Annotated in this window: 32 protein-coding genes; 9 read left to right on the forward strand and 23 right to left on the reverse strand. The window is 71.8% G+C overall.

What is annotated here, in order from left to right:
* Positions 1-41: 41 nt before the first annotated feature.
* From EUA94_RS05015 to EUA94_RS05025, 3 genes are read right to left on the reverse strand one after another with little or no spacing between them, the layout of a single operon-like run.
* The gene (locus EUA94_RS05015) at positions 42-992 is read right to left on the reverse strand and encodes a PLP-dependent cysteine synthase family protein (RefSeq protein WP_129425322.1); all 951 of its coding nucleotides are present in this window, start codon (positions 990-992) and stop codon (positions 42-44) included.
* On the reverse strand, positions 989-1,264 hold the full coding sequence (locus tag EUA94_RS05020; RefSeq protein ID WP_129425324.1) for a MoaD/ThiS family protein: 276 nt from the start codon (positions 1,262-1,264) through the stop codon (positions 989-991). The genes EUA94_RS05015 and EUA94_RS05020 overlap by 4 nt, the downstream gene beginning before the upstream one ends.
* Positions 1,264-1,716, reverse strand: coding sequence for a M67 family metallopeptidase (locus EUA94_RS05025; RefSeq protein WP_129425326.1), 453 nt, complete (start codon positions 1,714-1,716; stop codon positions 1,264-1,266). Before EUA94_RS05025 ends, EUA94_RS05020 begins: the two co-directional genes overlap by 1 nt.
* A gap of 86 nt (positions 1,717-1,802) precedes the next feature.
* Between EUA94_RS05025 and EUA94_RS05030 the strand changes: the two genes are divergently transcribed.
* Positions 1,803-3,056, forward strand: a complete 1,254-nt coding sequence (locus tag EUA94_RS05030; RefSeq protein WP_129425328.1) for an MFS transporter — start codon at positions 1,803-1,805, stop codon at positions 3,054-3,056.
* A 51-nt stretch (positions 3,057-3,107) separates the two neighbouring features.
* Here the strand turns inward: EUA94_RS05030 and EUA94_RS05035 are convergent, their stop codons facing one another.
* Genes EUA94_RS05035 through clpS form a run of 3 tightly spaced genes read right to left on the reverse strand, consistent with a single transcriptional unit; the run spans position 3,108 to position 5,200 of the window.
* Positions 3,108-4,316 carry a DUF429 domain-containing protein gene (locus EUA94_RS05035; protein ID WP_129425330.1) on the reverse strand — a complete coding sequence of 403 codons (1,209 nt, stop codon included), beginning with the start codon at positions 4,314-4,316 and terminating at the stop codon, positions 3,108-3,110.
* Positions 4,313-4,903, reverse strand: a complete 591-nt coding sequence (locus EUA94_RS05040) for a DUF2017 domain-containing protein (protein WP_129425332.1) — start codon at positions 4,901-4,903, stop codon at positions 4,313-4,315. The genes EUA94_RS05035 and EUA94_RS05040 overlap by 4 nt, the downstream gene beginning before the upstream one ends.
* Positions 4,904-5,200 carry an ATP-dependent Clp protease adapter ClpS gene (gene clpS / locus EUA94_RS05045; RefSeq protein ID WP_129425334.1) on the reverse strand — a complete coding sequence of 99 codons (297 nt, stop codon included), beginning with the start codon at positions 5,198-5,200 and terminating at the stop codon, positions 4,904-4,906.
* Between the two features lie 26 nt (positions 5,201-5,226).
* Here clpS and EUA94_RS05050 point away from each other — a divergent pair, with 26 nt between their 5' ends.
* Positions 5,227-6,513 carry a nicotinate phosphoribosyltransferase gene (locus EUA94_RS05050; RefSeq protein ID WP_207210408.1) on the forward strand — a complete coding sequence of 429 codons (1,287 nt, stop codon included), beginning with the start codon at positions 5,227-5,229 and terminating at the stop codon, positions 6,511-6,513.
* A 9-nt stretch (positions 6,514-6,522) separates the two neighbouring features.
* Positions 6,523-7,098, forward strand: a complete 576-nt coding sequence (locus tag EUA94_RS05055) for an isochorismatase family protein (protein ID WP_129425338.1) — start codon at positions 6,523-6,525, stop codon at positions 7,096-7,098.
* A 9-nt stretch (positions 7,099-7,107) separates the two neighbouring features.
* Here EUA94_RS05055 and EUA94_RS05060 read toward each other — a convergent pair whose 3' ends face one another.
* The 3 genes from EUA94_RS05060 to EUA94_RS05070 all read right to left on the reverse strand — a co-directional run bounded on the left by EUA94_RS05060 (position 7,108) and on the right by EUA94_RS05070 (position 9,471).
* Complete coding sequence (locus tag EUA94_RS05060) at positions 7,108-7,644, reverse strand: DUF1697 domain-containing protein (protein WP_129425340.1); 537 nt, start codon at positions 7,642-7,644, stop codon at positions 7,108-7,110.
* 14 nt (positions 7,645-7,658) lie between these two features.
* A complete protein-coding gene (locus EUA94_RS05065; RefSeq protein WP_129425342.1) occupies positions 7,659-8,459 on the reverse strand; it encodes a hypothetical protein in 801 nt (266 codons plus the stop codon).
* A 97-nt stretch (positions 8,460-8,556) separates the two neighbouring features.
* Entirely contained in the window at positions 8,557-9,471 is a 915-nt protein-coding gene (locus tag EUA94_RS05070; RefSeq protein WP_129425344.1) for a LysR family transcriptional regulator ArgP, read from the reverse strand.
* A 72-nt stretch (positions 9,472-9,543) separates the two neighbouring features.
* Here EUA94_RS05070 and EUA94_RS05075 point away from each other — a divergent pair, with 72 nt between their 5' ends.
* Entirely contained in the window at positions 9,544-10,143 is a 600-nt protein-coding gene (locus tag EUA94_RS05075; protein ID WP_129425346.1) for a LysE/ArgO family amino acid transporter, read from the forward strand.
* A gap of 13 nt (positions 10,144-10,156) precedes the next feature.
* Here EUA94_RS05075 and EUA94_RS05080 read toward each other — a convergent pair whose 3' ends face one another.
* On the reverse strand, positions 10,157-10,954 hold the full coding sequence (locus EUA94_RS05080; RefSeq protein ID WP_129425348.1) for a hypothetical protein: 798 nt from the start codon (positions 10,952-10,954) through the stop codon (positions 10,157-10,159).
* A gap of 115 nt (positions 10,955-11,069) precedes the next feature.
* On the reverse strand, positions 11,070-12,302 hold the full coding sequence (gene hppD / locus EUA94_RS05085) for a 4-hydroxyphenylpyruvate dioxygenase (RefSeq protein WP_129425350.1): 1,233 nt from the start codon (positions 12,300-12,302) through the stop codon (positions 11,070-11,072).
* A gap of 83 nt (positions 12,303-12,385) precedes the next feature.
* On the opposite strand from hppD, the gene EUA94_RS05090 reads away from it, so the two are divergent.
* Positions 12,386-12,862 carry an Lrp/AsnC family transcriptional regulator gene (locus EUA94_RS05090; protein WP_129425352.1) on the forward strand — a complete coding sequence of 159 codons (477 nt, stop codon included), beginning with the start codon at positions 12,386-12,388 and terminating at the stop codon, positions 12,860-12,862.
* Here EUA94_RS05090 and EUA94_RS05095 read toward each other — a convergent pair.
* The 6 genes from EUA94_RS05095 to EUA94_RS05120 all read right to left on the reverse strand — a co-directional run bounded on the left by EUA94_RS05095 (position 12,855) and on the right by EUA94_RS05120 (position 17,612).
* Complete coding sequence (locus tag EUA94_RS05095) at positions 12,855-13,490, reverse strand: IclR family transcriptional regulator (RefSeq protein WP_129425354.1); 636 nt, start codon at positions 13,488-13,490, stop codon at positions 12,855-12,857. The two genes, EUA94_RS05090 and EUA94_RS05095, sit on opposite strands and share 8 nt — an antisense overlap.
* 107 nt (positions 13,491-13,597) lie before the next feature.
* Entirely contained in the window at positions 13,598-14,416 is an 819-nt protein-coding gene (locus tag EUA94_RS05100; protein ID WP_129425356.1) for an acyl-CoA thioester hydrolase/BAAT C-terminal domain-containing protein, read from the reverse strand.
* Between the two features lie 4 nt (positions 14,417-14,420).
* Positions 14,421-16,199: a DEAD/DEAH box helicase gene (locus EUA94_RS05105; RefSeq protein ID WP_129425358.1), complete on the reverse strand. Its 1,779-nt coding sequence runs from the start codon at positions 16,197-16,199 to the stop codon at positions 14,421-14,423.
* On the reverse strand, positions 16,196-16,480 hold the full coding sequence (locus EUA94_RS05110) for a DUF3039 domain-containing protein (RefSeq protein ID WP_129425360.1): 285 nt from the start codon (positions 16,478-16,480) through the stop codon (positions 16,196-16,198). Before EUA94_RS05110 ends, EUA94_RS05105 begins: the two co-directional genes overlap by 4 nt.
* A gap of 23 nt (positions 16,481-16,503) precedes the next feature.
* The gene (locus tag EUA94_RS05115; protein ID WP_129425362.1) at positions 16,504-17,058 is read right to left on the reverse strand and encodes a YqgE/AlgH family protein; all 555 of its coding nucleotides are present in this window, start codon (positions 17,056-17,058) and stop codon (positions 16,504-16,506) included.
* 26 nt (positions 17,059-17,084) lie between these two features.
* Positions 17,085-17,612, reverse strand: coding sequence for a hypothetical protein (locus EUA94_RS05120; protein ID WP_129425364.1), 528 nt, complete (start codon positions 17,610-17,612; stop codon positions 17,085-17,087).
* A 135-nt stretch (positions 17,613-17,747) separates the two neighbouring features.
* Between EUA94_RS05120 and EUA94_RS05125 the strand changes: the two genes are divergently transcribed.
* On the forward strand, positions 17,748-18,383 hold the full coding sequence (locus tag EUA94_RS05125; RefSeq protein ID WP_242494684.1) for a TetR/AcrR family transcriptional regulator: 636 nt from the start codon (positions 17,748-17,750) through the stop codon (positions 18,381-18,383).
* Here EUA94_RS05125 and EUA94_RS05130 read toward each other — a convergent pair.
* The 4 genes from EUA94_RS05130 to EUA94_RS05145 all read right to left on the reverse strand — a co-directional run bounded on the left by EUA94_RS05130 (position 18,367) and on the right by EUA94_RS05145 (position 22,441).
* Positions 18,367-19,389 carry a DUF3048 domain-containing protein gene (locus EUA94_RS05130; protein ID WP_129425368.1) on the reverse strand — a complete coding sequence of 341 codons (1,023 nt, stop codon included), beginning with the start codon at positions 19,387-19,389 and terminating at the stop codon, positions 18,367-18,369. The genes EUA94_RS05125 and EUA94_RS05130 overlap by 17 nt on opposite strands.
* A gap of 114 nt (positions 19,390-19,503) precedes the next feature.
* Positions 19,504-20,049, reverse strand: coding sequence for a C40 family peptidase (locus EUA94_RS05135; RefSeq protein ID WP_129425370.1), 546 nt, complete (start codon positions 20,047-20,049; stop codon positions 19,504-19,506).
* A gap of 383 nt (positions 20,050-20,432) precedes the next feature.
* On the reverse strand, positions 20,433-21,200 hold the full coding sequence (locus EUA94_RS05140; protein WP_129425372.1) for an SDR family NAD(P)-dependent oxidoreductase: 768 nt from the start codon (positions 21,198-21,200) through the stop codon (positions 20,433-20,435).
* Positions 21,201-21,250: 50 nt separating this feature from the next.
* On the reverse strand, positions 21,251-22,441 hold the full coding sequence (locus EUA94_RS05145) for a hypothetical protein (RefSeq protein WP_129425374.1): 1,191 nt from the start codon (positions 22,439-22,441) through the stop codon (positions 21,251-21,253).
* Positions 22,442-22,578: 137 nt separating this feature from the next.
* Between EUA94_RS05145 and EUA94_RS05150 the strand changes: the two genes are divergently transcribed.
* Entirely contained in the window at positions 22,579-23,649 is a 1,071-nt protein-coding gene (locus tag EUA94_RS05150; RefSeq protein ID WP_129425376.1) for a phosphatase PAP2 family protein, read from the forward strand.
* A 7-nt stretch (positions 23,650-23,656) separates the two neighbouring features.
* Here the strand turns inward: EUA94_RS05150 and EUA94_RS05155 are convergent, their stop codons facing one another.
* On the reverse strand, positions 23,657-24,070 hold the full coding sequence (locus EUA94_RS05155) for an HIT family protein (protein WP_129425378.1): 414 nt from the start codon (positions 24,068-24,070) through the stop codon (positions 23,657-23,659).
* Positions 24,071-24,101: 31 nt separating this feature from the next.
* Here EUA94_RS05155 and EUA94_RS05160 point away from each other — a divergent pair, with 31 nt between their 5' ends.
* On the forward strand, positions 24,102-24,617 hold the full coding sequence (locus EUA94_RS05160; RefSeq protein WP_129425380.1) for a putative immunity protein: 516 nt from the start codon (positions 24,102-24,104) through the stop codon (positions 24,615-24,617).
* Positions 24,618-24,624: 7 nt separating this feature from the next.
* Here the strand turns inward: EUA94_RS05160 and EUA94_RS05165 are convergent, their stop codons facing one another.
* Entirely contained in the window at positions 24,625-25,113 is a 489-nt protein-coding gene (locus EUA94_RS05165) for a GNAT family N-acetyltransferase (RefSeq protein ID WP_129425382.1), read from the reverse strand.
* A 50-nt stretch (positions 25,114-25,163) separates the two neighbouring features.
* On the opposite strand from EUA94_RS05165, the gene EUA94_RS05170 reads away from it, so the two are divergent.
* Positions 25,164-26,033 carry a cobalamin-binding protein gene (locus EUA94_RS05170; protein WP_129425384.1) on the forward strand — a complete coding sequence of 290 codons (870 nt, stop codon included), beginning with the start codon at positions 25,164-25,166 and terminating at the stop codon, positions 26,031-26,033.
* Positions 26,034-26,038 lie beyond the last annotated feature (5 nt).

Below are 26,038 nucleotides of genomic sequence, written 5' to 3' on the forward strand. Positions count from 1 at the left end.
CAACACCGACAGGCAGCGTCGATCCACAGGCGAGGTTCGGGCTAGGCCCAGAGCTGTCCGTCGAGCCGGTCCTCGGCCTCGTCGACGGTGCCCTCGTAGGCGCCGGTGGAGAGGTACTTCCAGCCGCCGTCGCAGACCACGAAGGCGATGTCGGCCGACTCCCCCGCCTTGACTGCCTTCGCCGCCTGCCCGAGGGCGGCGTGCAGGATCGCGCCGGTGGAGATGCCGGCGAAGATGCCCTCGAGCTCGAGCAGCTCGCGCACCCGGCGTACGGCGTCGCGCGGGCCGACCGAGAAGCGCGAGTCGATGAGCGAGGCGTCGTAGAGTTCGGGCACGAAGCCCTCGTCGAGGTTGCGCAGGCCGTACACGAGCTCGCCGTAGCGCGGCTCGGCGGCGACGATCCGTACGTCGGGCTTGGCCTCGCGGAAGAACCGCGAGACGCCCATGAGCGTGCCGGTCGTGCCGAGCCCGGCGACGAAGTGCGTGATCGAGGGGAGGTCGGCGAGCAGCTCGGGGCCGGTCGTCTCCTGGTGCGCGAGGGCGTTGGCCTCGTTGCCGTACTGGTAGAGCATCACCCAGTCGGGGTGCTCCACCGAGATCTGCTTGGCCACGCGTACGGCCTCGTTGGAGCCGCCCGCGGCGGGCGAGGCGACGATCTCCGCGCCCCACATCCGCAGCAGCTGACGGCGCTCCTCCGAGGTGTTCTCCGGCATCACGCACACGATGCGGTAGCCCTTGAGCTTGGCCGCCATGGCCAGCGAGATGCCGGTGTTGCCGCTGGTCGGCTCGAGGATCGTGCAGCCGGGACGCAGCGTGCCGTCCTTCTCGGCCTGCTCGATCATCCGCAGGGCCGGCCGGTCCTTGATCGAGCCGGTGGGGTTGCGGTCCTCCATCTTGGCCCAGAGGCGTACGTCCGGGCTCGGTGACAGCCGCGGCAGCCCGACGAGCGGCGTGCCGCCGACCGAGGCCAGGAGGCTGTCGTAGCGGGTCATGCGCCGCCGGCGACCGCGGGCAGCACGACGACCTGGTCGCCGTCGCTCAGCGAAGCCTCGAGGCCGCCGATGAAGCGGACGTCCTCGTCGTTGACGTAGACGTTGACGAAGCGGCGCAGGTCGCCGTTCTCGATGAGGCGACCCTTGATGCCGGGGTGGTTGCCCTCGAGGTCGTCGATGAGCTCGGACAGGCTGCCGCCCGTGGCCTCGACAGCCTTGGCGCCGCCGGTGTAGGTGCGCAGGATGGTGGGGATCCGGACCTCGATGGCCATCAGTCGGTGCTCGCTCTCGTGGGTGTCTCTGCGGTGGGCGTGATCGTGACATCTTCCTCGGTCACGACGCCGTCGACGATTCTGTAGGACCTGAACTCCACCGGGCCGTCGCTATTCCCGCCGTCGCGCGTGCTGACGAGCACGTAGTGGGCGTTCGGCTCGCTCGCCAGTCCGATATCGGTGCGGCTCGGGTAGGCCTCGGTCGCGGTGTGGGAGTGATAGACGACCACCGGCTCCTCGTCGCGGGCGTCCATGTCCTTGTACAGCGCGAGCAGCTCGGTCGAGTCGAACTCGTAGAACGTCGGGCTGCCCGCGGCGTTGACCATCGGGATGAAGCGCTCGGCGCGGTCGCTGCCCTCGGGGCCGGCGACGACACCGCACGCCTCGTCGGGGTGGTCACGCCGGGCGTGCGCCACGATCGCGTCGTAGGTCTCCTGGGCGAGGGTCAGCACGCCGACAAGCGTAGGTCGCAAACCGATGTGACCCGGCCACGTCTCAACGCATAGCCTTGACGTCGAGAGAGTTCACGGGGGAATCGATGTCGTTGCCGCAGGTGCAGGCGCCGCTCACGCGTCGCGGGATCCCCCTCGAGCGCGACCTCCAGGTCCTCGCGCTGGGGTCCTTCGCGAACCGGTTCGGCGCCGGCGCGGTCATGACGACGAGCGCCCTCTACTTCACCCGGCAGGTCGGCTTCTCCGCCGCCGAGGTCGCCCTCGCACTGTCGGTGGCCGCGATCGTGGGCATCGTCGTACAGGTGCCCGCGGGCCACCTCGGCGACACCCGCGGCCCGCGCCGGGTGCTGACGCTCTGCATGGTCGGCGCGGCGCTCACCAGCGCGCTGCCGGTGCTCGCGCGTACGCCGTGGCAGCTGGCACTGCTTCTCGCACTGCTCGCCTTCTTCGAGCGCTCGGCCGGCTCGGTGCAGCAGGGCGTCATCGCGCAGCTCGCCACGGGCGGACGCGGGGTGCTCTTCAAGGCGTACCTCCGCGCGGTCACCAACACCGCGATCGGCCTCGGCTCGGTCTTCGGCGGCGCCGCGCTCGTGATCGACGAGTCCTGGGCGTACGTCGCCGTCTTCCTGATCAACGCGGTCTTCACCGGCTTCGCCGCCTGGAACTCCACGCGGCTACCCGACATGCCGGCGTACGTCCGCATCGAGGGCGAACCGCGGATGGCGGTGCTGCGCGACTGGCCCTACGTCGTCATCGTCGCGATCACCGGTCTCTTCTCGCTCCACTTCTTCGTGATGGAGCTCGGGCTCGCGCTCTACATCTCCCAGCGCACGGCCGCTCCCCCGGTCATGGTCGCCGTGCTGCTGATCATCAACACGGCCTGCGTCGCGTTCTTCCAGGTCCGCCTCTCACGGCGCGCCGACTCGGTCGAGGCCGGCGCCCGCGCCCTGGTGCGTGGTGCGATCTGGATCGCCGCCGGCTTCGCCGTGGTGGCCCTCGCCGACCGCGGCAACGCGACGTTCGCCATCCTGGTGCTCGTCGCCGGCTCCCTGCTCCACGTGGTCGGCGAGATGATCGGCTCCGGCGGGCAGTGGGGCCTGCAGATGGGCCTCGCCCCTCACGAACGCCAGGGGCAGTACCAGGGCTTCGCCGGCCTCGGGTTCAGCGTGATGGCCGTCGTCGGGCCACCGGTCGTGACGCTGCTGTGCGTCCAGATGGGCGAGACCGGGTGGCTGGTCCTGGCAGGCCTGATGCTCGCCATCGCGCTCGTCTCGGTGCCGGCCTCCCGCTGGGCCCTCGCCTCGCGCGAGCGCTACGGCGTGCTCACCCACTCGGGCTGACCGCCTGGTCGGCACCTGGCGCGGGCGTCATCTGGGCCGAGCGGCGGCGACTCACGCCCAGATCGCCGCGGGGATCCCGTCGGAGAAGACCTCCGGGACCTCCGGGAACGACTCGGACACCCCGTGCGAGTGGCGTACGGCCGTCCAGGCGACCGCGCAGGCGTCGAGCAGGTCGTCCTCGCCGAACCCGGCTCCGCGGAACCACGGCGGCGCCACGATCCCGTGCGCGGCGAGGGCCTCGCGCCGGGCGCGTACGCCGTCCGGGTCCTTCTTGCGGGCCAGGATCGGGGAGCCGGCCATCCGCGCGAAGCTGACCTCGGGATGCACCTCGATCACCTCGACGCCGGGCCGGCCGCGCACCCAGTCGTCGACCTGGAGGACCTTCTCCCGCAAGGCGTACGCCTGGGCGCTGACGCTGGTGCGGCCGTCGGTCGCGGCCAGGTTGGCCGCCCGACCGGCCTCGTACGACGGCGCCTCGAGCGCGGCTCGTACGGGGGTCGAGAAGACCGACGAGGACTTGCCGACGAGCACGCGGCGGGCCTCGGCGTCGGCCAGCCGGCCGCTGGTGTCGGGCAGGCCGATCGGGATGTCGACGGCGACCACGGCGATGTCATGGGCCTCTCGGACGAGGCCGACGAGCTCGGTGATGGTGGCGGCGACGAAGACCGATGCTCGCCGGTCAGGGTCGAGCACGACGCCCACCCAGCCGGCGGGACAGGCGTCGACGCCCAGCACCGGGGCGTACGGCGCGAGCAGGACCGGCGGTGCGACGTCGTCCTGTCCCTCGGGCGCGACGAACCGCGCCTCGCACTCGTCGCTCGTCGCCGCCTCGATCCGGCCCAGCATGAGGTCGGTCATCGGCGGCAGGGAGGCCAGCGGCCACCAGCGCACCTCGCTGGACTCGTCGTCGGCGACATGGGCGTCGCCCTCGAGCCAGGTGCAGGCGAAGGTCAGGTCGAGGTAGGCGGCGCGATCGCCGTTGGCGTGGACGATCTCGGGGTGGGCGGCCGTCGAGGCCAGGCGGTCCACGCGGGCCCGGACGCCGGTCTCCTCGAGCACCTCGCGCGCCGCAGCGACAGCTGGCTCCTCCCCCGGGTCGACGATCCCGGTGACCGGCGTCCAGCGGCCGTTGTCCGACCGCTTCACGAGCAGCACCTCGTCGCCCCGGCGTACGACCGCGGTGACGGCGGGCAGCCAGAGCGGGTGGTCGCTGCCGATCTTCTCCCGGATGGCGACGACGAAGTCGGGGACGGGGCTCACGAGGTGAGCGCCTCGATCACCGTCTCCTGGAGGTAGCCGACCCACTCGTAGATGTCGTGCGCCTGGGCGCGCGGGTCGTCGTCGGGCAGCGAGTGCCAGTAGTCCTCGTCGCCTGCCTCGACCCCGAGCCGGGTGGCCAGGGCGAGCCGGATGTCGGTGAAGGCGCGCATCCAGGAATCCGCCTCCGCGCGGGTCAGCTCGACGTCGATCACCAGCCCCTCCTCGTTCAGCTCGGGCGGTAGCCCGGCGTCCTCGAGGGTGTCGATGAGCAGCCCCGACGCCGCCGCCTTGCCGTCGCGCAGGCCGCCCTCGGTGAAGCGGCGGAAGTCCGAGGCCGCCTCCTCGTCGTCGGGGTACGCCGTCGGGAAGAGCCGCGCCAGCACCGGGTCGTCCGGCGGCGACGTCGCGCCGGAGAACTCGACCATCAGGGCCTCGAAGGGATCGGCTGACGGACCCGGCGGCTCCGCGCGCTCGTTGCGCAGCAGCTCGATCATCTGCGAGGCCAGCGACCTCAGGAGGTCGGCCTCGAAGCCGCTGAAGGTGGCGATGACGCGTCCGGACTTGCGGTGGTGCTCGAAGCCGCTCACTCAGGTGGCCTTCTCCATCGTCGCCCACAGGCCGTACTCGTGCATGGCCTGCACGTCGCGCTCCATCTCCTCGCGCGTGCCGGTGGAGACGGCCGACTTGCCGTCGGTGTGCACCTGCAGCATCAGCTTCTCGGCCTTCTTCTTGTCGTAGCCGAAATAGGTCTGGAAGACGTAGGACACGTAGGACATGAGGTTCACCGGGTCGTCCCACACGAGCGTCACCCACGGCTTGGCCAGGAAGGTGATCTCGTCGGGAGTCAGGGTCGGCTCGACCTCAACGGGACTGGCGGCTGACACGGTCCCATCGTGGCACAGTGTCGGTCGTGACCGGCACACCCGCGCTCCTGACCGACCACTACGAGCTCACCATGGTCCAGGCCGCCCGCCAGTCCGGCACGGCGGACCGCAGGTCGGTCTTCGAGCTCTTCCCGCGGCGGCTGCCGGAGGGTCGCAGGTACGGCGTGGTGGCCGGCGTCGGCCGTGCGCTCGACGCGATCGAGTCGTTCCGCTTCGACGCGGCCGCGATCGCATCGCTCGAGGGCGTCGTCGACCCCGACATGCTCGACTGGCTCGCTTCCTACCGCTTCACCGGCGACGTGTGGGGCTACGCCGAGGGCGAGGCCTACTTCCCGCACTCGCCGCTGCTGATGGTGGAGGGCACCTTCGCCGAGGCGGTCCTGCTGGAGACCGTGCTGCTCTCCATCTACAACCACGACTCCGCCATCGCCTCGGCGGCGTCGCGGATGACGCTGGCCGCCGGCGAGCGGCCCTGCATCGAGATGGGCTCGCGCCGTACGCACGAGGAGGCGGCCGTGGCCGCCGCACGTGCGGCGTACGTCGCCGGCTTCGACGCGACCAGCAACCTCGCGGCGCGCCAGCGGTACGGCGTCCCCTCAGCGGGCACCGCCGCCCACTCGTTCACGCTGCTCCACGACGACGAGGCCGACGCCTTCCGGGCCCAGGTGCAGACACTGGGTGTCGGCACCACGCTGCTGGTCGACACGTACGACGTCGGCGAGGCGGTGCGGCTGGCCGTCGAGGTCGCCGGCACCGGGCTGGGCGCCGTCCGGCTCGACTCCGGCGACCTCGGGCTCGTCGCGCGGGAGGTGCGGGCCCAGCTCGACGAGCTCGGCGCCACGCAGACCAGGATCGTGGTCACCAGCGACCTCGACGAGCACGCCATCGCCGCGCTGGCCGCCGCACCCGTCGACGCGTACGGCGTGGGCACCCAGCTCGTGACCGGCTCGGGACACCCCACGTGCGGCTTCGTCTACAAGCTCGTCGCGCGCGAGGGAAGCGACGGCGAGCTGGTGTCAGTGGCCAAGAGGTCGAAGGACAAGGTGTCGGTCGGCGGTCGGAAGTACGCCCTGCGCCGCCGCTCCCCCGCCGGGACCGCGCAGGCCGAGGTCGTCGGCATCGGCGACCAACCGGCGGACGACGGCAACGATCGGAACCTCCTCGTCCCCCTGGTACGCGCCGGCGAGGCGGTCGGCCGGGCCACGCTCGAGGAGGCCCGCGCCCGCCACCGCGCCTCGCTCGACGAGCTGCCGCGCGCCGTCACGATGATGTCCGCCGGGGAGCCCGTGATCCCGACCGTCTTCGAGCGCTAACCTCGGCAGATGACACGCGCGCTGATCGTGGTCGACGTCCAGAACGACTTCTGCGAGGGCGGGTCCCTCCCGGTCGTCGGCGGTGCGCGCGTGGCCGCGGACATCGGGGAGCTGCTGCACCGCTGGCACTCACGCCACGAGGACGGGCCGACGTACGACGTCGTGGTCGCGACGAAGGACCACCACGTCGACCCGGGCCACCACTGGTCGCTCAAGCCCGACTTCGCCGAGTCGTGGCCGGTGCACTGCAAGGTGGGGTCCGAGGGCGCGGGCTTCCACCCCAACCTCGACCCGCAGCCCTTCGACGAGGTGTTCTACAAGGGCGAGCACGAGGCGGCGTACTCCGGCTTCGAGGGACGTACGGCGGCGGGTGAGCAGCTCGCGGAGTGGCTCCGCGCCCGGGACGTCACGGACGTCGACGTGTGCGGCATCGCGACCGACCACTGCGTCCGGGCGACCGCGCTGGACAGCGCGAGCGAGGGCTTCGCCACCCGGGTGCTCACCCGGTTGTGCGCCGGGGTCGCCGAGGACACGACTGCGGCCGCCATCACCGAGATGACGGGCGCGGGCATCGAGATCGCCTGACCGGCCGGGTCAGCACCACTTCTCGGTGACCGTACGCAGCACCTTGACGGTGCGCGCGGTGCCGGCGCCGAGCGCCTTGAACTGCTTCGAGGCCAGCACCTTCGAGGTGTGGATGTTGCCGTCGAGCAACACGTAGGCCGCGCACTCCTCGACGACGATCGTCTCGCCGGCGTGCTCGAGCGCGTGGACGGCCTCCGCGGTGGCCGCGGTCGGCGCCGTCGAGTAGAGCGTCACGTAGTGCTGGCCGGACGGGTCGTGCTCGGTATGCAGCTCCTCGGCACGCGCGGTGAGCGCGGCCAGGTCGCCGGTCGTGAAGACGATCGTGGGGACCTCGAACCCGGCCTCGGCGGCGTACGCCTTCTCCAGCGCCGCCTGCACCTTGGCGACGGACCGTGCGGAATGTGTCAGCCGGACGTTGCCGGTGTTGATGTAGGTCTCCACGTCGCGGCCGCCCGCTGCCTCCGTCGCGGCCCTGATCGCGTCCTTCGGGAACTTCCGGGTCGGACCGAGGTTGATCGCACGCAGGAAGGCGACGTAGGTGGGCACCTAGAGGAGTATGCCTAGCGCCTGCACTGGCTGGGCGGGGTCACCTTGGGGTCGAAGACGAACTTCGGCGGGGCGATGCTCTTGTCGTTGGTCGACTCCTTCATCGTCATCGACCACCAGCCCACGCGGGCGTCGAGCGATGCGCGCTGGGCCTTGGGGAGCTTGCTCCACATGCCGGCCACGTCGACGCCGACCTCGATCAGGTGCCCGTGCGGCTCGATGAATGCCTTGGCCTCGGTGTCGTACGGCAGCGACGGAACGACCTTGAACAGGCCCTTGGGCAGGCCCGCCAGCACGTCCTTGTAGCCGAGGGACACGTTCACGTCCTCGCCGTCGGCGGAGAGCGCACGACCCTCGGTGAGCGCCCACTTGGGGTCGAGCACGCGGGGCAGGCCCCAGCTGTAGTCCTCGTCGTCGGTGATGTCGACCCAGCAGTCGTTGGAGCCCGGACCCCACGCCTCGCTGTTGAAGTAGGTGCGGTCGTTGACGACGAGGTAGTCGATCTGCTGCGCGTTGCCGTCGAGCGTGGTGTCCATCGAGACCTCGCTGTAGCCCGTGGACGGGCTGAAGCGGGAGGAGAGGTCGAGGATGCGCCTGCCACCCTTGTCGGGGCTCTTGGTCAGCATCTGACCGTGCCACTCGACGATGCCCATCTTGTCGACCTGGGTGACCATGCCGGTCAGCTGCTCCCCCAAGAGCGCGGCTCCCGTGGCCTTCGGCTCGGCGGCGGTGCCCGAACCTCCGCATCCGGACAGGACCATGAGCGCGCCGGCAGCCAGAGCTGCGGCGTGGGCGGCCTTGGTACGTCGCGTCACTGGGGTGTCCTCGATCGGTGCGGGCAAGACGAGCGCGGTGCTCGATTTCGCAGCCTAGAACTCCCGCAGGAACCTGTCAGACAAACCGAAGATCTGGTCAGGTCGCCATCCAGCGCCGGGCCGCCACCACGACGGCGTCGGTGAGCTCGCCGACCAGCGACGACCCGAGCCGCCAGTGCTGCCAGTACAGCGCGACCTCGGGCCGGCGGCCCGGCACCAGCTCGACCAGCTCGCCGCGCTCGAGCTCCGCGGCGACGTCGGACTCCGGCAGCAGGCCCCACCCCATCCCGACGCGGATCGCGCGGTCGAACTCGCGTACGGACGGCAGGTAGGTCACCGGCGGGGCAAGGTGGCGCCGCGTGACCCGGCGGACGAAGTCGTGCTGGAGGGAGTCGTTGCGGTCGAACGCCACGATCGGCGCCTCGGCCAGCGTGGCCGAGCCGATCCCGTCGGCGAAGTGCTGCGCGTGGAAGTCGCGGGTGGCGACCGCGGCGTACCGCAACCGACCCAGCCGGACGACGCGACAGCCGGGCACCGGCCGGGGCTCGCCCGTGATCGCGGCCATCACCTCGCCGCGGCGGAGCCGCTCGGCCGTGCGGGTGTGGTCCTCGCGGACCACCTCGAAGACCACGCGGTGCCGGCTCTGCACCTCGGCGAGGGCATCGACGAACCAGCCGTAGAGGGCGTCGGCGTTCACCGCGATCGGGAGCGAGGTGTACGCCGTGCCGCCGGCGTCGGCCTCGTCCTCCACCAGCTCGGCGACCGCCTCGCGCTCCAGGAGCTCGGTCTGCGTGGCCAGCCGTACGAGCACCAGGCCGGCCTCGGTCGGCTCCAGCGGCTTGACCCGGTGGAGCAGCACCCGGCCGATCCGCGTCTCCAGCGCCTTGATCCGCTGGCTCACCGCGGAGGGGGTCACGTGCAGGTCGCGGGCGGCCGCCTCGAAGGTGCCGAGCCGCACCGCGACCGCCAGTGTGCGCAGCGCCACAGGGTCCAGCTGAGTGATGTCTTTCATAGTTAGAGATCCTAATGATTCGTCAGAATAGTTCGCTGGATTGTAGGCAGCGCGCGTCCTACCGTTGGCAGCATGTTCCAGGTTGCTCTCACCGGTCTTCTCACCGGACTCGCTCTCATCGTTGCCGTCGGCGCTCAGAACGCCTTCCTCCTGCGTCAGGGGATCCGCGGCGAGCACGTCCTGCCCATCGTGCTGACGTGCCTGGTCTCGGACGTTGTCGCGATCACCCTCGGCGTGGCCGGCCTCGGCGTCGTCCTCGAGCGCTGGCCGGCGGTCCTGCCGGTCGCGCAGGTGCTCGGCGGGGTCTACCTCATCGCGTTCGGCGTGCACGCAGCCATGCGGGCCTGGCGCCCGACGAAGCTCGACGCGGGCGACGGCGTAGCCATGACCACCGGCCGCGCGGTGCTGCTGACGCTGGCCCTCACCTGGCTCAACCCGCACTTCTACCTGGACGCCGTCCTCATGCTCGGCACCGTGGCCAACAGCTTCGGCACCGACCGCTGGTGGTTCCTTGCGGGCACCCTCATCGCCAGCGTGCTCTGGTTCTTCGGCCTCGGCTACGGGGCCCGCCTGCTGCGCGGCCTCTTCGCCCGGCCGGCCGCCTGGCGCGTGCTCGACTCGGCGATCGCCGTCATCATGGGCGCGCTCGGCGTGGGCCTGCTGGCCCACTGATCAAGGGCCGGGCCTACTCGACGGCGAAGCCGGTCCCCTGCTCGGCCATCGCCTCGCGCAGCCGCGTGATGGCGATCGGACCGACGCCGTGGATCGCGGCGAGCCCTGCGGCGGAGTACGCCGTCACCTGTTCGAGCGTGGTGACCCCGACCTCACGCAGTGCCCGCGTCGCGGGAGCGCCGATGCTCCTCGGGAGCGGGGTTCCCGTCGCCCGCGGCGCCCGTACGCGCGGCGCCGGCAGACCGGCGTCGACGACGGCCTCGCCGCGGGGCGACAGCAGGTAGCCGATCGCCAGCGACTCGGTCAGCCCGAGCTCCTTGAGCTTGCGCACGTCCTTCTTGAAGTCCGCGGTCTCCCGCCCGACCTGAGCGGCGAGGTCAGGAGCCCGGACGGTCGGGTTGAGATCGATCAGGTCGAGGGCCTCCCGCGTCCACGGGCCGTACGCCGACGACGCGTCGAGCCGATCGAGCCGGGCGGTGATCGTCGCGATCTCGTCAGCGTCGGGCACCGCGGTGCGCAGCGCCTCGCGGGGGTCGGGTCCGGCGTACGCCAGTCCGATCCGCCAGGCCGGGTCGGTCGAGCGGGCGGACAGGGCCTGCTTCAGCGCGGTGAGCGACGGCGCTCCCGCCCGTCGAGCGTCGTCCGCCCGCAGGCCGGCGATGCTGACCTGCTCGACCGAGGTGACCTCGAGCAGGCCGACCGCCGTACGCATCCGGGTGCCGACGACGACCCGCGGCCGCGCCCAGCGGCGGAACGCGAGGTCGATGGTGCCGGCCTTGATCGCGGCCAGCTCGGCCGGGCGGATCATCATGCGATCAGCCTAGGGTCTCGATACGCCCGGGTCGCGACCTCGCAGGCTCGGTCGCGGGGCGACTCGATCTGGCCGAGCCCACGCGGCGACCTCGTCCCTCGGTCGCCGCTGCTCGTCACAGGTTGCCGCGGGCGTCCTGCTCGCGCTCGATGGCCTCGAAGAGCGCCTTGAAGTTGCCCTTGCCGAAGCCGAGGGAACCGTGGCGCTCGATGAGCTCGAAGAAGACCGTCGGGCGGTCGCCGAGGGGCTTGGTGAAGATCTGGAGCAGGTAGCCGTCCTCGTCGCGGTCGACGAGGATGCCGCGCTTCTGCAGCTCCTCGATCGGCACCCGGACCTCGCCGATGCGGGAGCGCAGCTCCGGGTCCTCGTAGTAGGAGTCCGGGGTGTTGAGGAACTCGACGCCGTTGGCGCGGAGGGCGTCGACGCTGGCCAGGATGTCGCCGGTGGCGACGGCGAGGTGCTGGGCGCCGGGGCCGTCGTAGAACTCGAGGTACTCGTCGATCTGCGACTTCTTCTTCGCGATCGCCGGCTCGTTGAGCGGGAACTTCACGCGGTGGTTGCCGTTGGCGACGACCTTCGACATGAGCGCGGAGTAGTCGGTGGCGATGTCGTCACCGATGAACTCGGCCATGTTCACGAAGCCCATCACCTTGTTGTAGTAGGTGACCCACTCGTCCATCTTGCCGAGCTCGACGTTGCCGACGATGTGGTCGAGGGCCTGGAACAGGCGCTTGGGCTGGCCGTCGCGCTTCTCCCAACGCGGCGGGACGGTGACGTAGCCGGGGAGGTAGGGACCGGCGTAGGTGACGCCGTCGACCGTGCGCTGCACGAGCGTGTGGCGGGTCTCGCCGTACGTCGCGATGGCGGCGATGCGGACCGAGCCGTGCTCGTCGCTGACGGTCTCCGGCTCGCGGAGCACAGTCGCGTCGGCCTTGCGGGCCTGGGCGATGCACTGGTCGACGTCGGGCACCTCGAGGGCGATGTCGACGACGCCGTCGCCGTGCCTGGCGTGGTGCTGGACCAGCGGGCTGTCGGGCGAGACGGCGCCGCTGACGACGAACTTGATCGAGCCCGACTTGAGCACGAAGGACTTGTGGTCGCGGGTGCCGTTCTCGGGGCCGGTGTAGGCGATGAGCTCCATGCCCCACGCCGAGGCGTAGTAGTGGGCGGCCTGCGTCGCGTTGCCGACGACGAAGCAGATCGCGTCCCAGCCCGTCACCGGGAACGGGTCGGCATCGGCGTCGTACTCCACGAGGCCGACGAGCTGTCGCAGCTGCTCGAGGGAGAGGTCGGCCTTCATCTCGTCCATGGTCAGGGCGCCGCCGGTCGAGGCGATGTCAGTCGTCATGGGGCCAACCCTGCCCAATCGCAGGCAAGGTGTGCAACAGTACGACGAATCATCGAGCACTTTGTACAGCGATCGAGGCGCGCATGGACGAAATCGACAGCAGACTGATCGACCTGTTCGCCAGCGAGCCGCGGCTCGGCGTGCTGGAGGCGAGCCGTCGCCTCGGCATCGCCCGGGGCACCGTCCAGGCCCGGCTCGACAAGCTGGCGACGTCGGGCGTCATCACCGGATGGGGTCCCGACCTGTCGCCCGAGGCGATCGGCTTCCCGGTGATGGCGTTCCTGACCCTCGAGATCCGGCAGGGCTCCGGCGGCGCGGCCGGCCACGACGCCGTCGCCCGACACCTCGCGGCGATCCCCGAGGTGCTCGAGGCGTACACGATCACGGGCGTCGGCGACATGTGGGCGCGGGTCGTCGCCCGCTCCAACGCCGACCTCCAGCGGGTGATCGACCTGGTGCTCACCGAGCCCGGCATCGACCGCTCCACCACCGTCATCGCCCTCGCCACCCAGATCCCCCACCGGGTCGTGCCACTGGCGAGGGCCGCGGTCCTCACCTGAGGCGTTCGCCCACCTCGCGGGCGGCGGCGATCACCCGCGGCGCCACCACGTCCTCGTCGATGGCCCCGTCGAGCGTCACGATCCCGACGCTCGCCCGCAGGCCCTCGACGCCGCGTACGGGCGCGGCCAGGCCACGCGCGCCGCTCTGCAGCTCCCCGCTCGTGACGGCGTACGCCGGCTCGGCGACGTCGAGCAGCGCGATCGCCTTGCCGGCCGCCCCCTGCGTCAACGGGTGCCGGGCACCGACCCGGTAGGACACGTGGAAGTCGGTCCACGTCGGCTCGACGACGGCGAGCGCGAGCGCCTCGTCGCCGTCGGCCACCGTGAGGTGCGCGGTCGAGCCGAGCGCCTCGGCGAGCGAGCGCAGGACCGGCATGGCCAGGTCGCGCAGGATCGGCTGGACGGCGCCGGCGAGGTGGAGCACGCCGAGGCCGACGAAGAGCCGCGACCGCGCGTCGCGCCGCACGAGTCCGTGCTGTTCCAAGGTGCTGACCAGGCGGTGGACCACCGTGCGGTTGACCTGGAGCCGGCCCGACAGCTCGGTCACCGTCAGCCCCTCGGGGCTCTCGGCGAGCACCCGCAGCACGCGGAGACCGCGGTCGAGCGTCTGGGAGGTCTCCGAAGGCACGGGACGAGCCTAGCGACGAGCCGCGTCAGGTCGTCCTTCTCGCACCTCTGGGGAACCGTCGGGTTGGCGGGAGGGCCACTGGAGGACCCAAGTGCTCCCCAACCCGGCTACAGCATCTCGACGATCGTCGACCACGCGGCTCGTCCCAGCCGGCTGTCGGCTTCCTCGTTGCCACCGCGCCGCATGCGCACTCCGCCGACGACCACCGGCTCACCCGGCAGGATCGTGCGGTGTCCTGCCTCAGGGTCGCTGACGAACGTGGTCGAGAGCCCCAGGGCCTCGCGCCGGTCGACGATCTGACCGGCCATGGACAGCGACGGCCGCACCTGGTCGTCCCCTCCGGCTACCAGGACCACGTCCCGGACCCGCTCCACCGGAATCGCTGCCGCATGGACGAGGTCCGGGAAGCGTCGTCGGCTGGCGTCGTAGAGCTCGAAAGCGGGTAGGTCGGACTCCGCGCGCCACGCGTCGTCGAAGGGCACGAACGGCAGCGGGACACCGTCGAGGGACCAGTGCGACGTCATGGTCCCGTCCTTACGCACTCCCGCCCACACCGTGTCGGACGGCGCGAAGGCGACGACCGTGTCCACCCGAGCATCCAGCGCGCCCGTGAGGAGCGCGGCCTCGGACCCCAACGACGTGCCCAGCAGCACGATCCGGTCGCAGTCCCGAGACAGCTCGTCGATTCGCCGGACGAAGGACTCCAGAGGTATCTCCCACGGTCCCTCGTGCTGGCCCGGTCCACCGAACCAGCGGAACGCTTCCGCGACGACACCATGACGGGCGAGCAGCTCGGCGCGGGCGGAGTCGACTCGCCCGCTCGAGCCGGCGAGCACCAACGCACCCACACCCGTCGCATCTGCGGGCGCCCATCGGACGCCCTGCACGTCCGTCAGGTCGATCCGGCGCAGATCAAGGCGTGCCATCAGATCAGGAGGACTGCTTCATCGCCCAGTCGCGGATCCGGGTGATCCGCTCGCCGAGCTGCTCGGCGTTGGCGACGGCCGCCGGCGGACCGCCGCACTCCTTGCGGAGCGCGGAGTGGGTGATGCCGTGCGCCTGACCCGTGCGGTGGTGCCAGGCAGCCACCAGGCCGTTGAGCTCGCGTCGCAGCACGCCGAGCTGCTGGTGCGTGCTGAGCTGCTCGACCGACTCGACGACGCGGTCGCCGCCGCCCGCGGACTTCTGCTTGCGGGCGCGCTCGCTCTGGCGGGAGTGCAGCAGCTCGCGCACCTGGTCGGCCTCGAGCAGGCCGGGGATGCCGAGGAAGTCCATCTCCTCGTCCGAGCCGGACAGGACCTCGCCCGAGTGGCCGAACTGCGCCCCCTCGTAGAGCACGTGGTCGAAGGACGCGGTCGAGCCCAGCGCCTCCCACGACATCTCGAGCTCGTCTGCGGCCCCCTCCCCCGCGTTGGCCTGCGCGAGCAGGTCGTTCTCCGCGGCGAAGATGTCGTCCTCGTCGGTGACCCGGCGCCCCAGCACGTGGTCGCGCTGGGCCTCCATGTCGGAGGCGAACTCCAGCAGGTGCGGCACCGACGGCAGGAAGATCGACGCCGTCTCGCCGCGCGAGCGTGCGCGTACGAAGCGACCGACGGCCTGCGCGAAGAAGAGCGGGGTCGACGTGGTGGTCGCCCAGACCCCGACGGCCAGGCGCGGCACGTCGACGCCCTCGGACACCATCCGGACCGCGACCAGCCAGCGCTTGTCGGAGTCGGTGAAGGTCGCGATCTTCTTCGACGCGCCCTTCTCGTCGGAGAGCACGACGGTGGGCGCCTCGCCGCTGATCTTCTTGAGCAGCGCGGCATAGGCGCGGGCAGTGTCCTGGTCGCTGGCTATCACCATGCCGCCGGCGTCGGGGACGTGGCGGCGTACCTCCGAGAGGCGCCGGTCCGCGGCCTCGAGCACGGCGGGCATCCAGGCCCCCTGCGGGTCGAGGGCGGTCCGCAGCGCGTGCGCGTGCATGTCCTTGGTGAGCGGCTCACCCAGCCGCGCGGCGATCTCGTCGCCGGCGCGGGTGCGCCAGGTCATCTCGCCCGAGTAGGCCATGAAGAGCACGGGGCGTACGACGTGGTCGGCGAGCGCGTGGGCGTAGCCGTAGGTGAAGTCGGCCGTCGAGGTCGGGATGCCGTCCTCGCCGGGGGCGTACGTGATGAACGGGATCGGGTTGATGTCGGAGCGGAACGGCGTGCCCGTCAGCGACAGCCGGCGCGTGGCGGGATCGAACGCCTCGCGCACGCCCTCGCCCCACGACAGCGCGTCGCCAGCGTGGTGGATCTCGTCGAGGATGACCAGCGTCTTGAACCGCTCGGTGCGGATCCGCATGGCCAGCGGGTTCACCGCGACCCCGGCGTAGGTCACCGCGATCCCGACGTAGTCGTCGGAGGTCTTGCCCTTGCCTGCGGAGTACGCCGGGTCGATCGGGATCCCGGCGCGCGCGGCGGCCTCGGCCCACTGGGTCTTGAGGTGCTCGGTCGGCGCGACCACGGTGATCCGGTCGACGACGCGGCGGCTGAGCAGGTCGGCCGCCACGGTCAGGGCGAACGTCGTCTTGCCGGCGCCCGGCGTCGCCACCGCGAGGAAGTCGCGGGGCTGGCGGGAGCGGTAGTCGTCGACGGCGGCCTGCTGCCAGGCACGCAGGGACGGCGCGGTGCCCCAGGCGGCCCGGTCGGGCCACGCGGGAGGCAGGGGCGCGTCGGGGCGCCCCGTCACGCCTCGGGACCCGAGCCGTCCGAGCCGCCGCCGGGCTTCCCCGGGTTCATGGACTCCCAGACTTCCTTGCAGTCCGGGCACACCGGGAACTTCTCCGGGGCGCGGGACGGCACCCAGACCTTGCCGCAGAGGGCGATCACGGGAGTGCCCATGACCATCGCCTCGGTGAGCTTGTCCTTGGGCACGTAGTGGGAGAACCGCTCGTGGTCACCCTCGTCGGTCGGGACCGTCTGACGCTCTTCGATCGTCTGACTGCCCGGCGAGAATCCGATGGTGCTCATGACGCGGAAGCCTAACGCGTGAGTCAGTTCAGCTCGGGATCGACGGGGCGGGTGGCGTGCCAGGCGAGCATGCCGGGCTGGCGTCGCATCACGTCGCGCCGCAGCCCGCTGGTGTCGCCCCGGAACGCGTCTCCCGACTCGGCACTGACGACGTACCAGCTGCCCTCGTCGACCTCGCCCTCGAGCTGGTCGGCGCCCCACCCGGCATAGCCGGCGAACACCCGCATCGCGCTGACCGAACCGTCGACGAGCTCGATCGGGGTGTCGAGGTCGACCATGCCGAGCAGCCCGGCGACCGGCCGCCAGCCGACGGGCGCCGCCTCGATGTCGCGCAGCCGGGCGACGGCGAGGGCGCCGTCCGTGCCGACCGGCCCGCCCCGGAACAGCACCTCCGGCTCGGCGACGACCTCACGCCACGGCTCGAGCACGTCGGCGACCCGCACCTGCGAGGGACGGTTGAGCACGACCCCCAGCGCGCCCTCGTCGTTGACGTCGAGCAGCAGCACGACGGTGTCGACGAAGTTGGGGTCCTGGAGTGCCGGCGTCGCCACCAGCAGCATGCCCGACGCGAGCTGCATGCCCTCCACTATGGCCGATCCCGCAATCAGGCCGCCAGCGCGGCCCGCAGGCGACGGACCAGCGACGGCGCGTCTCCGGGACGCGCCCGGCGCCGACCCGGGACGTACGACGCCCGCGCGCCGAGCTCGATCGACCGGCCGACCCGCTGGGCGGCGGGGCCCGGAGCGCTGGCGCGGCCCGCCATCAGGGCGAGCATCTCGTGCTCCTTGCCGGTGGCGACGGTGAGGGCGCTCGCCATCTCCGGGCTCGTCGGCTGGTCGGCGTGGTGGTCGAGGACGACCCGGATCCCGGGCAGGTCCTCGGCCGCATCGAGCCAGGCGAGGGCGACGGCGCCCTCGAGGTCGAGCGGCTGGTCGGCGAGGCGGCGCTCGACGTGCCCGGCGAGGCGGGTGTGCCAGCGCAGGGACAGGGCGCCGATCAGGTCGAGCTCGTCGCCGAAGGTGGCGGTGACGCCGTCGACGTCGAGCGGGAGCAGCCCGTCGAGGCGCTCGTCGACGGTGCGGACGACCTCGCGGAGGACGTCGGCGCGGCGGTGGTGGGACTTCCAGGTCATGGCGGTCTCCTCTGTGACATACCGAAGGTACGTACCTCCAGTATGCCCAGCGCCCTCCGCCCGCACAAACGCTCTCGCCGTGAGTCGGGTCACCTGGTGGATCCGGGCCTAGGCTCCCGGTATGGAGAAGGCCCAGTGAAGACCCGACGGCAGCGCTACTCCGACTCCACGAAACGCGCGCTGGTCGACGTGGCCGAGAAGCTCTTCACCGACCACGGCTACTCCGCGACGTCGCTGGACGCCATCGTCGCCGGCGCCGACGTCACCAAGGGCGCGCTCTACCACCACTTCAGCGGCAAGCAGGCGATCTTCGAGGCCGCCTTCGAACGGATCGAGTCCCGCGCGACGGCCAGCATCGGGGCCGCGACCGAGGGCCACGACGACCCGTGGGAGAAGGCCCGCGCCGGGCTTCGCGCGTTCCTCGAGGCGGTCCAGGAGCCGGGCTACCGCCAGGTCGTCATCTCGGACGGGCCCTCCGTGCTGGGGCACGAGCGGTTCCGCGAGCAGGAGGAGCGCTCGACGTACGCCATCGTCGACGAGATCGTGCGCTCGGTGCTCGCGGGCGACGAGTGGGGTCTCGACGAGGAGATGCTCGACACCTTCACCCGGATCTTCTTCGGCGCCATGTCGGCGGCCGGCGGCTCAGTGGCCGTCAGCGACGACCCGGCAGCCGCAGCGGCGCGGGTCGACGCCGCCATCGGCTTCATCATGGACGGCCTGCGTCAGCTGCTCCACGCCGAGGCCGGGAACGGCGTCACTTCGCGAACGTGACCGTGCCGTTGACCGCCGGCACCAGCTCGACCCAGACGTGCCCGGCGGGCACGGTGAGGTCGCCGTCCTTGGTCGCCAGCTCGATGGCGCCCGTGAGCCCGTCCTTGGTCCACGTGCCGCGGATGACGCGGCCGCCGTGGAAGAGCAGGGCGGAGCCCTTGCCCTCGAACTTCGTCTCCGGCACGGGGTAGCCGGCCGGGTCCCGGTAGCCCGCATCGCCGATCTCGACCCGCAGCACCAGCACCGAGTCGGCGGGGAACTGGTCGCCCTCGGCGGCGTACGAGTCGGTGTTGACGTAGCCGCCCTCCTGGAACGCCCAGCTCGTGGAGTGCGCGCCGAAGTCGGCCGTCAGCGTGCTCGCCTTGCCGCCCTTGGGCAGGTCGGCCTCGGTGCCCCAGGGGAGGTACGCCGGCGGCTCGTCCTTGGCCTTGAGCCGCTTGGAGATGTCGGCGAGGTGGGCGAAGAGGTTGTAGGGCGCGGAGCGCGAGGTCTCGCGGTAGACGCCGGCAGCGCCCTCGGTGATCCACGGGATGCCCGCGCCGTTGATGCGCTTGATCGTGATCGGGGCCGCACCGCTGGTCACGACGGTCGCACCCTCGGGCACGATGCCGATGTCGCTGGCGCGCATCGACCGCACCGGGCCGATGTTGGCCGGGACCTTCGAGTAGTAGAACGCCGCGAGGCGGGTGTAGCCGCCCTCGACGAGCTCCTCCACGACCAGGTCGGCGGAGCCGAGGCCCACCTGCGGTGAGCTGGAAGAGGTGTTGTCGACCTTGGTCACGATGACGGGGTGCTTCGGTGCGCCGGTCGTACGCTCCAGGCCGGTCAGGGGCCAGTACGTCGGCTCCGGGGGCTCGCTCGTCTCGGACGAGGTCGGCTCCGACGGGGCCGCCTCGCTCGGCGCCTCCTCGTCGTCCCCGCCGCCGCAACCGGCGAGGAGGAGCGAGGCCGCGACGAGCGCGGCGACGACTGCGTGTGTCGAGCGGGGGTGACGACGGTGACGCACGGGGGCTCCGTTCGAGCGGGGATTCTGCCTTGCAGTGTGGGGGCGCGCCTTCCCTGTTCCGGGAAGGCGCGCCACAGGGTAGATCAGCAGGAACTGCCTACCAGACAGGCCCTCTCACCCCCGGCGCAGCGTGCCGCCGGACCAGTTCGAGGTCCACGGCACGGCGACCTGGACGCGCTGGCCGGAGCCCGGCGAGTGCACCATCACGGCGTGGCCGTGCGACCACTTGAGGAAGATCGCAGCGTGGTAGACCCCACCGCTGCCGTAGAAGAACATCAGGTCGCCGGCGCGCATGTCCTGCTTCGCGATTCGCCGCGTGAAGCCGGCCTGGGCGCCCGACGTACGCGGCACCGGGAAGCCTGCGCGGCGGAAGCTGTAGAACACCAGCCCCGAGCAGTCGAAGCGGTCGGGGCCAGCGGCACCATAGGCGTACGCGTCGCCGCGCTGGCGCATGGCGACGTCCTTGGCGCTGAGGACGCGGGCGCTGACGCGCTGGGCGACCGTCCGGGTCGTCGTGCTGGTGATCTGCTGGGCGTCGTCGCCGGACGCGGCGGTGGCCGCTGGGGCGGCGAGTGCCGAGGTGGCGAGCGTTGATGCAGTGAGGCCGAGACCGGCCAGGGCGAGCGCACAGGCTCGCGCCCCACGAGGAGTCGCAGGCATGGAGGTGTTCCTTTCCCACGCCTGTGAGGTGAGCTGTCGGGCTAGGGCTGGAAAGTGCCCCGCCACCGCATGGTGGCAACGCCGTCGACCCGGCGCGCAGACCTTCACGAACCGGCAGTGGAACCTGTGGGTCCCCCACTCCTGCCCTCGATGTTCTCGGGGGATCGCTCCGGGCGGGCAGGACTCGGCGTTGTCCGGGGCGGGTGTCTGTTCGGTCGCACCAGCAGGCCGGCCCGAACCGTCCTGTGGGTCTCTCGACCGTCGTCCAACGTGGCAGACGATGCACGAGCGCGCAAAACGACAACGCCCCTGAACGGCAAAGCCGCAGGTCAGGGGCGTGACGTGGATCTCAGCAAAGTCGAGCGAAATGCTCGACTTCACGCTCAGCCGAGCTTGCGGCCACCGTCAACGTAAAGCGTCTGCCCTGTGATGAAGGACGCATCGTCGCTGCACAGGAAGGCCGCTGCGGCCGCGATGTCCTCCGGCTGGCCGACCCGGCGTACGGGCGTGGCCTCGGCGTTGAGGCGCTGCAGCTCCTCGGGCTCCATCTTGAGCCGGCGTGCGGTGGCGTCGGTCATCTCGGTGACGATGAACCCGGGCGCGATGGCGTTGGCGGTGATCCCGTAGGGACCGAGCTCGATGCCGAGGGTGCGGGTGAGGCCCTGGATGCCCATCTTGGCCGCGGAGTAGTTGGCCTGACCGCGGTTGCCGAGCGCCGAGACGCTGGAGAGGTTGAGGATCTTGCCGTACTTCTGCTCCACGAAGCGCGACTGCGCGGACTTGGTCATGTTGAAGACGCCCTTGAGGTGGACGCCCATCACCATGTCCCAGTCCTCCTCGGTCATCTTGAAGAGCAGGTTGTCGCGGGTGACGCCGGCGTTGTTGACGAGGATGTGGATCCCGCCGAGCTCGTCCACGACGCGTTGTACGGCGGCCTCCGCGGCGGCCGAGTCCACGACGTCGCAGCCGACGCCGATGGCCCGCGCACCGTCGGTCAGCTCGAGGCGGCCGGCGGCCTCCTGGGCGGCGGACTCGTCGAGGTCGAGGATCGCGACGGACGCGCCCTCACTGGAGAAGCGGCGGGCGATGCCGAACCCGATGCCGCGTGCGGCTCCGGTGATGACGGCGACGCGGCGGTCGAAGCGACCCATCTCGATGACTCCTCAGCTCAGGCGTATCTGTCCGGCGTCGACCCTAGTCGTCACGGTGCCCAGTGCCGCACCTCGGTGGCGCCGATCACGGAGCGCCACCACTCACCTTCTGCCAGGCGCGTCAGTACCTGGGCGGTGCCGGTGCGCGGGTCGAGCAGCTCCAGCACCTTCGGTCCGCGGCCGTCACGGCACTGGTCACCGCCACGGGCCAGGAGCAGCCGGTCGCCACGCGTGCCCACGAGGGTGTCGAGACCGGTCGTCCCCGGCACGCGCCGCCGGTCCCCCGACCTCGTCGCCGCGGTCACGACCCCGCTCCCACAGCGGCGCCACGTGACATACCACCGCTTCCCTCCGGCCCTGCGCACGTCCCCGTCGGCGAGGATGTCCAGCCTGCGCGTGAGCGCGAACGGGTGGAAGGTGCCGAGCCGGGTGGACGTCCCGTCGAGGTGGACGGCCATCAGCTGGTTGCCGCTGTCGTCACCCTCGGTGTAGCAGCTCGCGACGATGCTGTCGGAGTCGAGCCAGCGGATCGGGCCGCACCCTCCGGGCGGCTCCAGCTCGGTGCCCCGGCGGCCGGCGAGGTCGATGATCCACCACGTCCGGCGCTCGCCGGCGCCGGTCACGAGGGTGCGTCCGTCGACCGAGGTGATCGGCGCCCCGCCGGTGGTGCCCGGCAGCCGGGTGGTGGTGCCGTCCCAGCCGCGGGCGACCAGGCGCCCGCGCGGCCCGTGACCGGAGAGCGCGAGCAGGACGCCCGCGCCGGCGGGGTCGAGGCCGGCGGAGAGGCCCCTCCTCGGCATCGTGGTCGTACGCATCTCGCCGGTGGTGACGTCGTACGCCACCAGGCGGTCGGGCACCGTGTGACCGCGCACCACGCGCAGCAGCGCAGTGTGCGTCTCCGGACGCCAGTCCGCGAGATGGAAGTCACCCACGTAGGCATCGGACTCGAAGGGGGTCGACACCGAGTAGACCGGGTGCCGGACGCCGTCGGGGGTGATCACCTCCAACGACGTGGTGAGCTCGCTCGGCCGTTCGTCGAAGCCGGCCGTAGTGATCACCGCGACGGTGGAGCCGCGGCCGAGCTGGGCGGCGGTGACCGTGGCGGTCGTCGGCTCCGGCAGCGTCGTACGGGCCTCCTCGTCCGGGAGCCCGGCACCCGCCGGCCCGGCCGCGAGCCCGACGGCCAAGAGCGCAGCGGTCAGGCTGCAACGGACTGTTCGTCGGATCAGCGCGTCTCGCATGGTGTGTCCCCTCGTCATCGAGGAGACGCGGCGACGATCCGATTGGTTGCGCCGGCACGCCGGCATCGGTCGAGACCAGTGGTGGAGGTCGCGTGCAGGAAGGTGCCACCGGGGCCGAGCGTCGCTACGGTGTGCGCATGGGTCGGGGGGAGTTCCGGGCCGCCGCCTTCGTGGCGGCTGCGATGGCGATGATGGCGGCACTGGTGGCGTGGACGCACCACCTGCCGCTTCGCGACCCCGACGGCGCCTCCCTCCCGACGTGGTTCCGGCTGCCGGTGATCGTCGCGTCGGCCATCGCGCTCGACGTCGTCACCCGGTGGATCCTGCTGGCCCGCCGCAGCGGGGCCGCGGGACGGGTCCCCCTGCGCACGGTGCTGGTCGAGCGGTGGAACCGCGACCAGATCCTGTTCACCGCGAGCGGGCTGGTCACGTGGTACGTCGCCTACGTCGCCTTCCGCAACCTCAAGAGCTACGTCCCGTTCGTCACCGACCGGCTGGCCGACCCGGAGCTCGCGCGCCTCGACCGGATGCTGTGGCTCGGCCACAACCCGGCCCAGGTGCTGCACGACGTGCTCGGCACGACGTGGGCCAACTGGACGATGGCCTCGGTCTACCTCGTGTGGATCGGTCTGGTCCCGGCCAGTCTGGCCATCGCCCTGGTGTGGACGCGCCGCTCGAGCGCGGGGGCGTGGTACGTCACGGCGATCTCGCTGGACTGGCTGCTCGGCGCTGCCCTCTACTACGCCGTGCCGTCCCTCGGGCCGACGTACTCCTCCCCCGAGTGGTTCACCGACCTGCCCCGTACGCCCAACAGCGCCGTGCGCGACGTGCTCCTCGCCGACCGGATCGAGGTCCTCGGCGGTCCGTGGGACACGCACGCCGTCCAGACCATCGCGGCGTTCGCATCGCTGCACGTCGCGGTGATGGTCACCATCTGCCTCGTCGCCGAGGCGATGCGGCTCCCCGTGGTGATCCGGGTCGCCGCGTGGACGTTCCTCGCGCTGACCATGGTCGCGACGATCTACCTCGGGTGGCACTTCTCCGTCGACGTCCTGGCCGGCATCGCCGTCGGAGCCGCGGCGTTCGCCCTCGGCGGGAAGGCCACGGGCAATGCGCTGCGGCGACGCGACGAGCCGTGGACCTTCCGCGCCGCCCTCGACACCGCGGACCGCCCCGAGCGCGACGCGATCGGCACCGGACGCGGCTGACCCTGCGTCAGGGGGCCAGTGCCTCGCGCAGCTTCTCGGCGTACGCGGCGGCCTCGCCGTCGGCGTACTTCGTCCGCGGCCAGAAGAAGCCGCGCAGCCCGTCGCCCTTGGTGCGCGGCACGACGTGGAGGTGCAGGTGCGGCACCGACTGACTCACCGTGTTGTTGATCGCGACGAACGACCCCTGCGCACCGAGGGCCTCGACGACCGCCGTCGCGATCCGCTGGGCGGCCTCGATGAACGGCGCGCCCAGGTCGGCCGGGAGGTCCGGCAGCGTGACGACGTGCTCGCGCGGCACCAGCAGGACGTGGCCCTTGAACACCGGGCGGGTGTCGAGGAACGCGACGAGGTCGTCGGTCTCGAGCACGAGGTGGCCGGGTGTCTCGCCGGAGACGATCTGGCAGAAGACGCACGCGCTCATGACCAGCAGCCTCTCACCTAGGCTCGCCGTCGTGATCCTGCCCCGCGTGCGCGATCCGCGCCTGGTCACCGTTCGCCGCGGCGGATCGCTGACCGTCGAGGACCACCACCTGCTCGCCCTCTGGGCCGCGGAGTGCGCCGACCACGTGCTCGGCCTGTTCGAGTCCGGGAGCCAGAACGACCCTCGACCGCGCCAGGCGATCGAGGCGGCCCGCGCCTGGGTGCGCGGCGACCTGGCGATGATGGCCGCGCGCGCCACCGGCGGGCATGCGATGGGGGCTGCCCGCGACCTCCGGGGAGCGCCCCGGTTCGCCGCGTACGCCGCTGGTCAGGCGGCCGCGGTCGCCCACGTCGCCGAGCACGACCTCGGCGCAGCGGCGTACGCCATCAAGGCCGCCGTGGCAGCGGCGCCTGCCGGTCAGGAGGACGCTGTCCGAGGAGCCGAGTGCGACTGGCAGCGGCAGCGTCTGCCCGAGGCGGTGCGGGACCTGGTGGTGGAGGACCAACGCCGCCGCAACGAGATCTGCTGGAACGTCTTCTCCGACTGAGACCGGGTCAGTCGGCCTCGCGGCGCACCAGCACCCCGAACGGCCTGCCGTCCCTGGCTGCCTCGAAGGACGCGACCCGCTCGAACCCGAGGGACTCGACCGTACGCAGCGCGCGCAGGTTGAAGGTGGCGACCGTGACGCGGAAGGCCGAGGGCGCGAAGCGGGCCCGGCCGAACTCGAGCCCGGCGGAGATCACGGCGCGGCCGAGGCCCTGGCCGGTGAGCGAGGGGCGCAGGCCGCCGCCCGTGTCGAGCGCCGTGTCGTCGTAGTCCCAGCCCGGCACCCGACCGTCCGGGCCGAAGGACCGGAAGCCGACGAGCTCGTCGCCGGCGAAGACCGCGTGGAACCCCGCGGCCGGGTCGAGCAGCTCGTCGGGCTCGGCACCCGTCATGTCGTAGACGTCGTACGGCGGGTCGTACGACCACGTCGCCATGTCCTCGGCGTGCGCGCGGGTCAGCGGTGCGATGCGGAGGGAGGCAGGGTCGATCGGGGTCACCGCGGCAGTCTCACATCACGTGCTGGTTCCTGTTCGCCTAGTCTCCGCGGGTGCGCATCGTCTCGCTGATCCCGTCCGCCACCGAGGTCCTGTTCGCCGTCGGCGCGGGCGACGACGTGGTGGGCGTGACCTTCGAGTGCGACCATCCGCCCGCCGCACGTGAGCGGCGGGTCGTGTCGACGTCGGCGATGCCCGAGGGGCTCACGCCGCGGGAGATCGACGACTTCGTCGCGGCGGCGATGACTGCGGGCGAGGACCTCTACCGCCTCGACGCGGGCGCGCTGGCCGAGCTCGATGCCGACCTCGTGGTCACCCAGGACCTGTGTGCCGTGTGTGCGGTGGACGTGGCGAGCGTCGACGAGGCGCTCACGTTCCTCGGTTGCCGGGCCGAGGTCGCCACCCTCGACCCGCACACCCTCGACGACGTGCTGGCCACGATCGTCGAGGTCGGGCGGCTGACGGGCCGTGGCGACGAGGCCGCGGCTGTCGTCGTGTCCCTCGAGACGCGCCTGGCCGCGGTCGTCGACCGGGTCGCCGGTCGACCGAGGCCGCGGGTGCTGGTCCTGGAGTGGACCGACCCGCCCTTCGCGCCGGGGCACTGGATCCCGGAGATGGTCACCCGGGCCGGCGGCGAGCCGTCGCTGGGCGTCGCGGGCACGAAGTCGGGCCGGATCACGTGGGACGAGGCGATCGACTCGCGTCCGGACGTGGTCGTGTGCGCGCCGTGCGGCTTCGACCTCGAGGGCGGCGCGGCGCTCGCCCGGGACGTACGCCACCACTTCCCCGGCGTGCCTGTCTGGGCCGTGGACGCCGACGGCCTGTTCGCCCGTCCGGGCCCGCGGCTGGTCGACGGCGTCGAGGTGCTGGCCGGGATCCTGCACCCCACCGGGACTCCGGACGACCGAGCGATCCCGGTCTGACCCGA

The organism is Nocardioides zhouii, assembly GCF_004137345.1.
Lineage (GTDB): Bacteria > Actinomycetota > Actinomycetes > Propionibacteriales > Nocardioidaceae > Nocardioides > Nocardioides zhouii.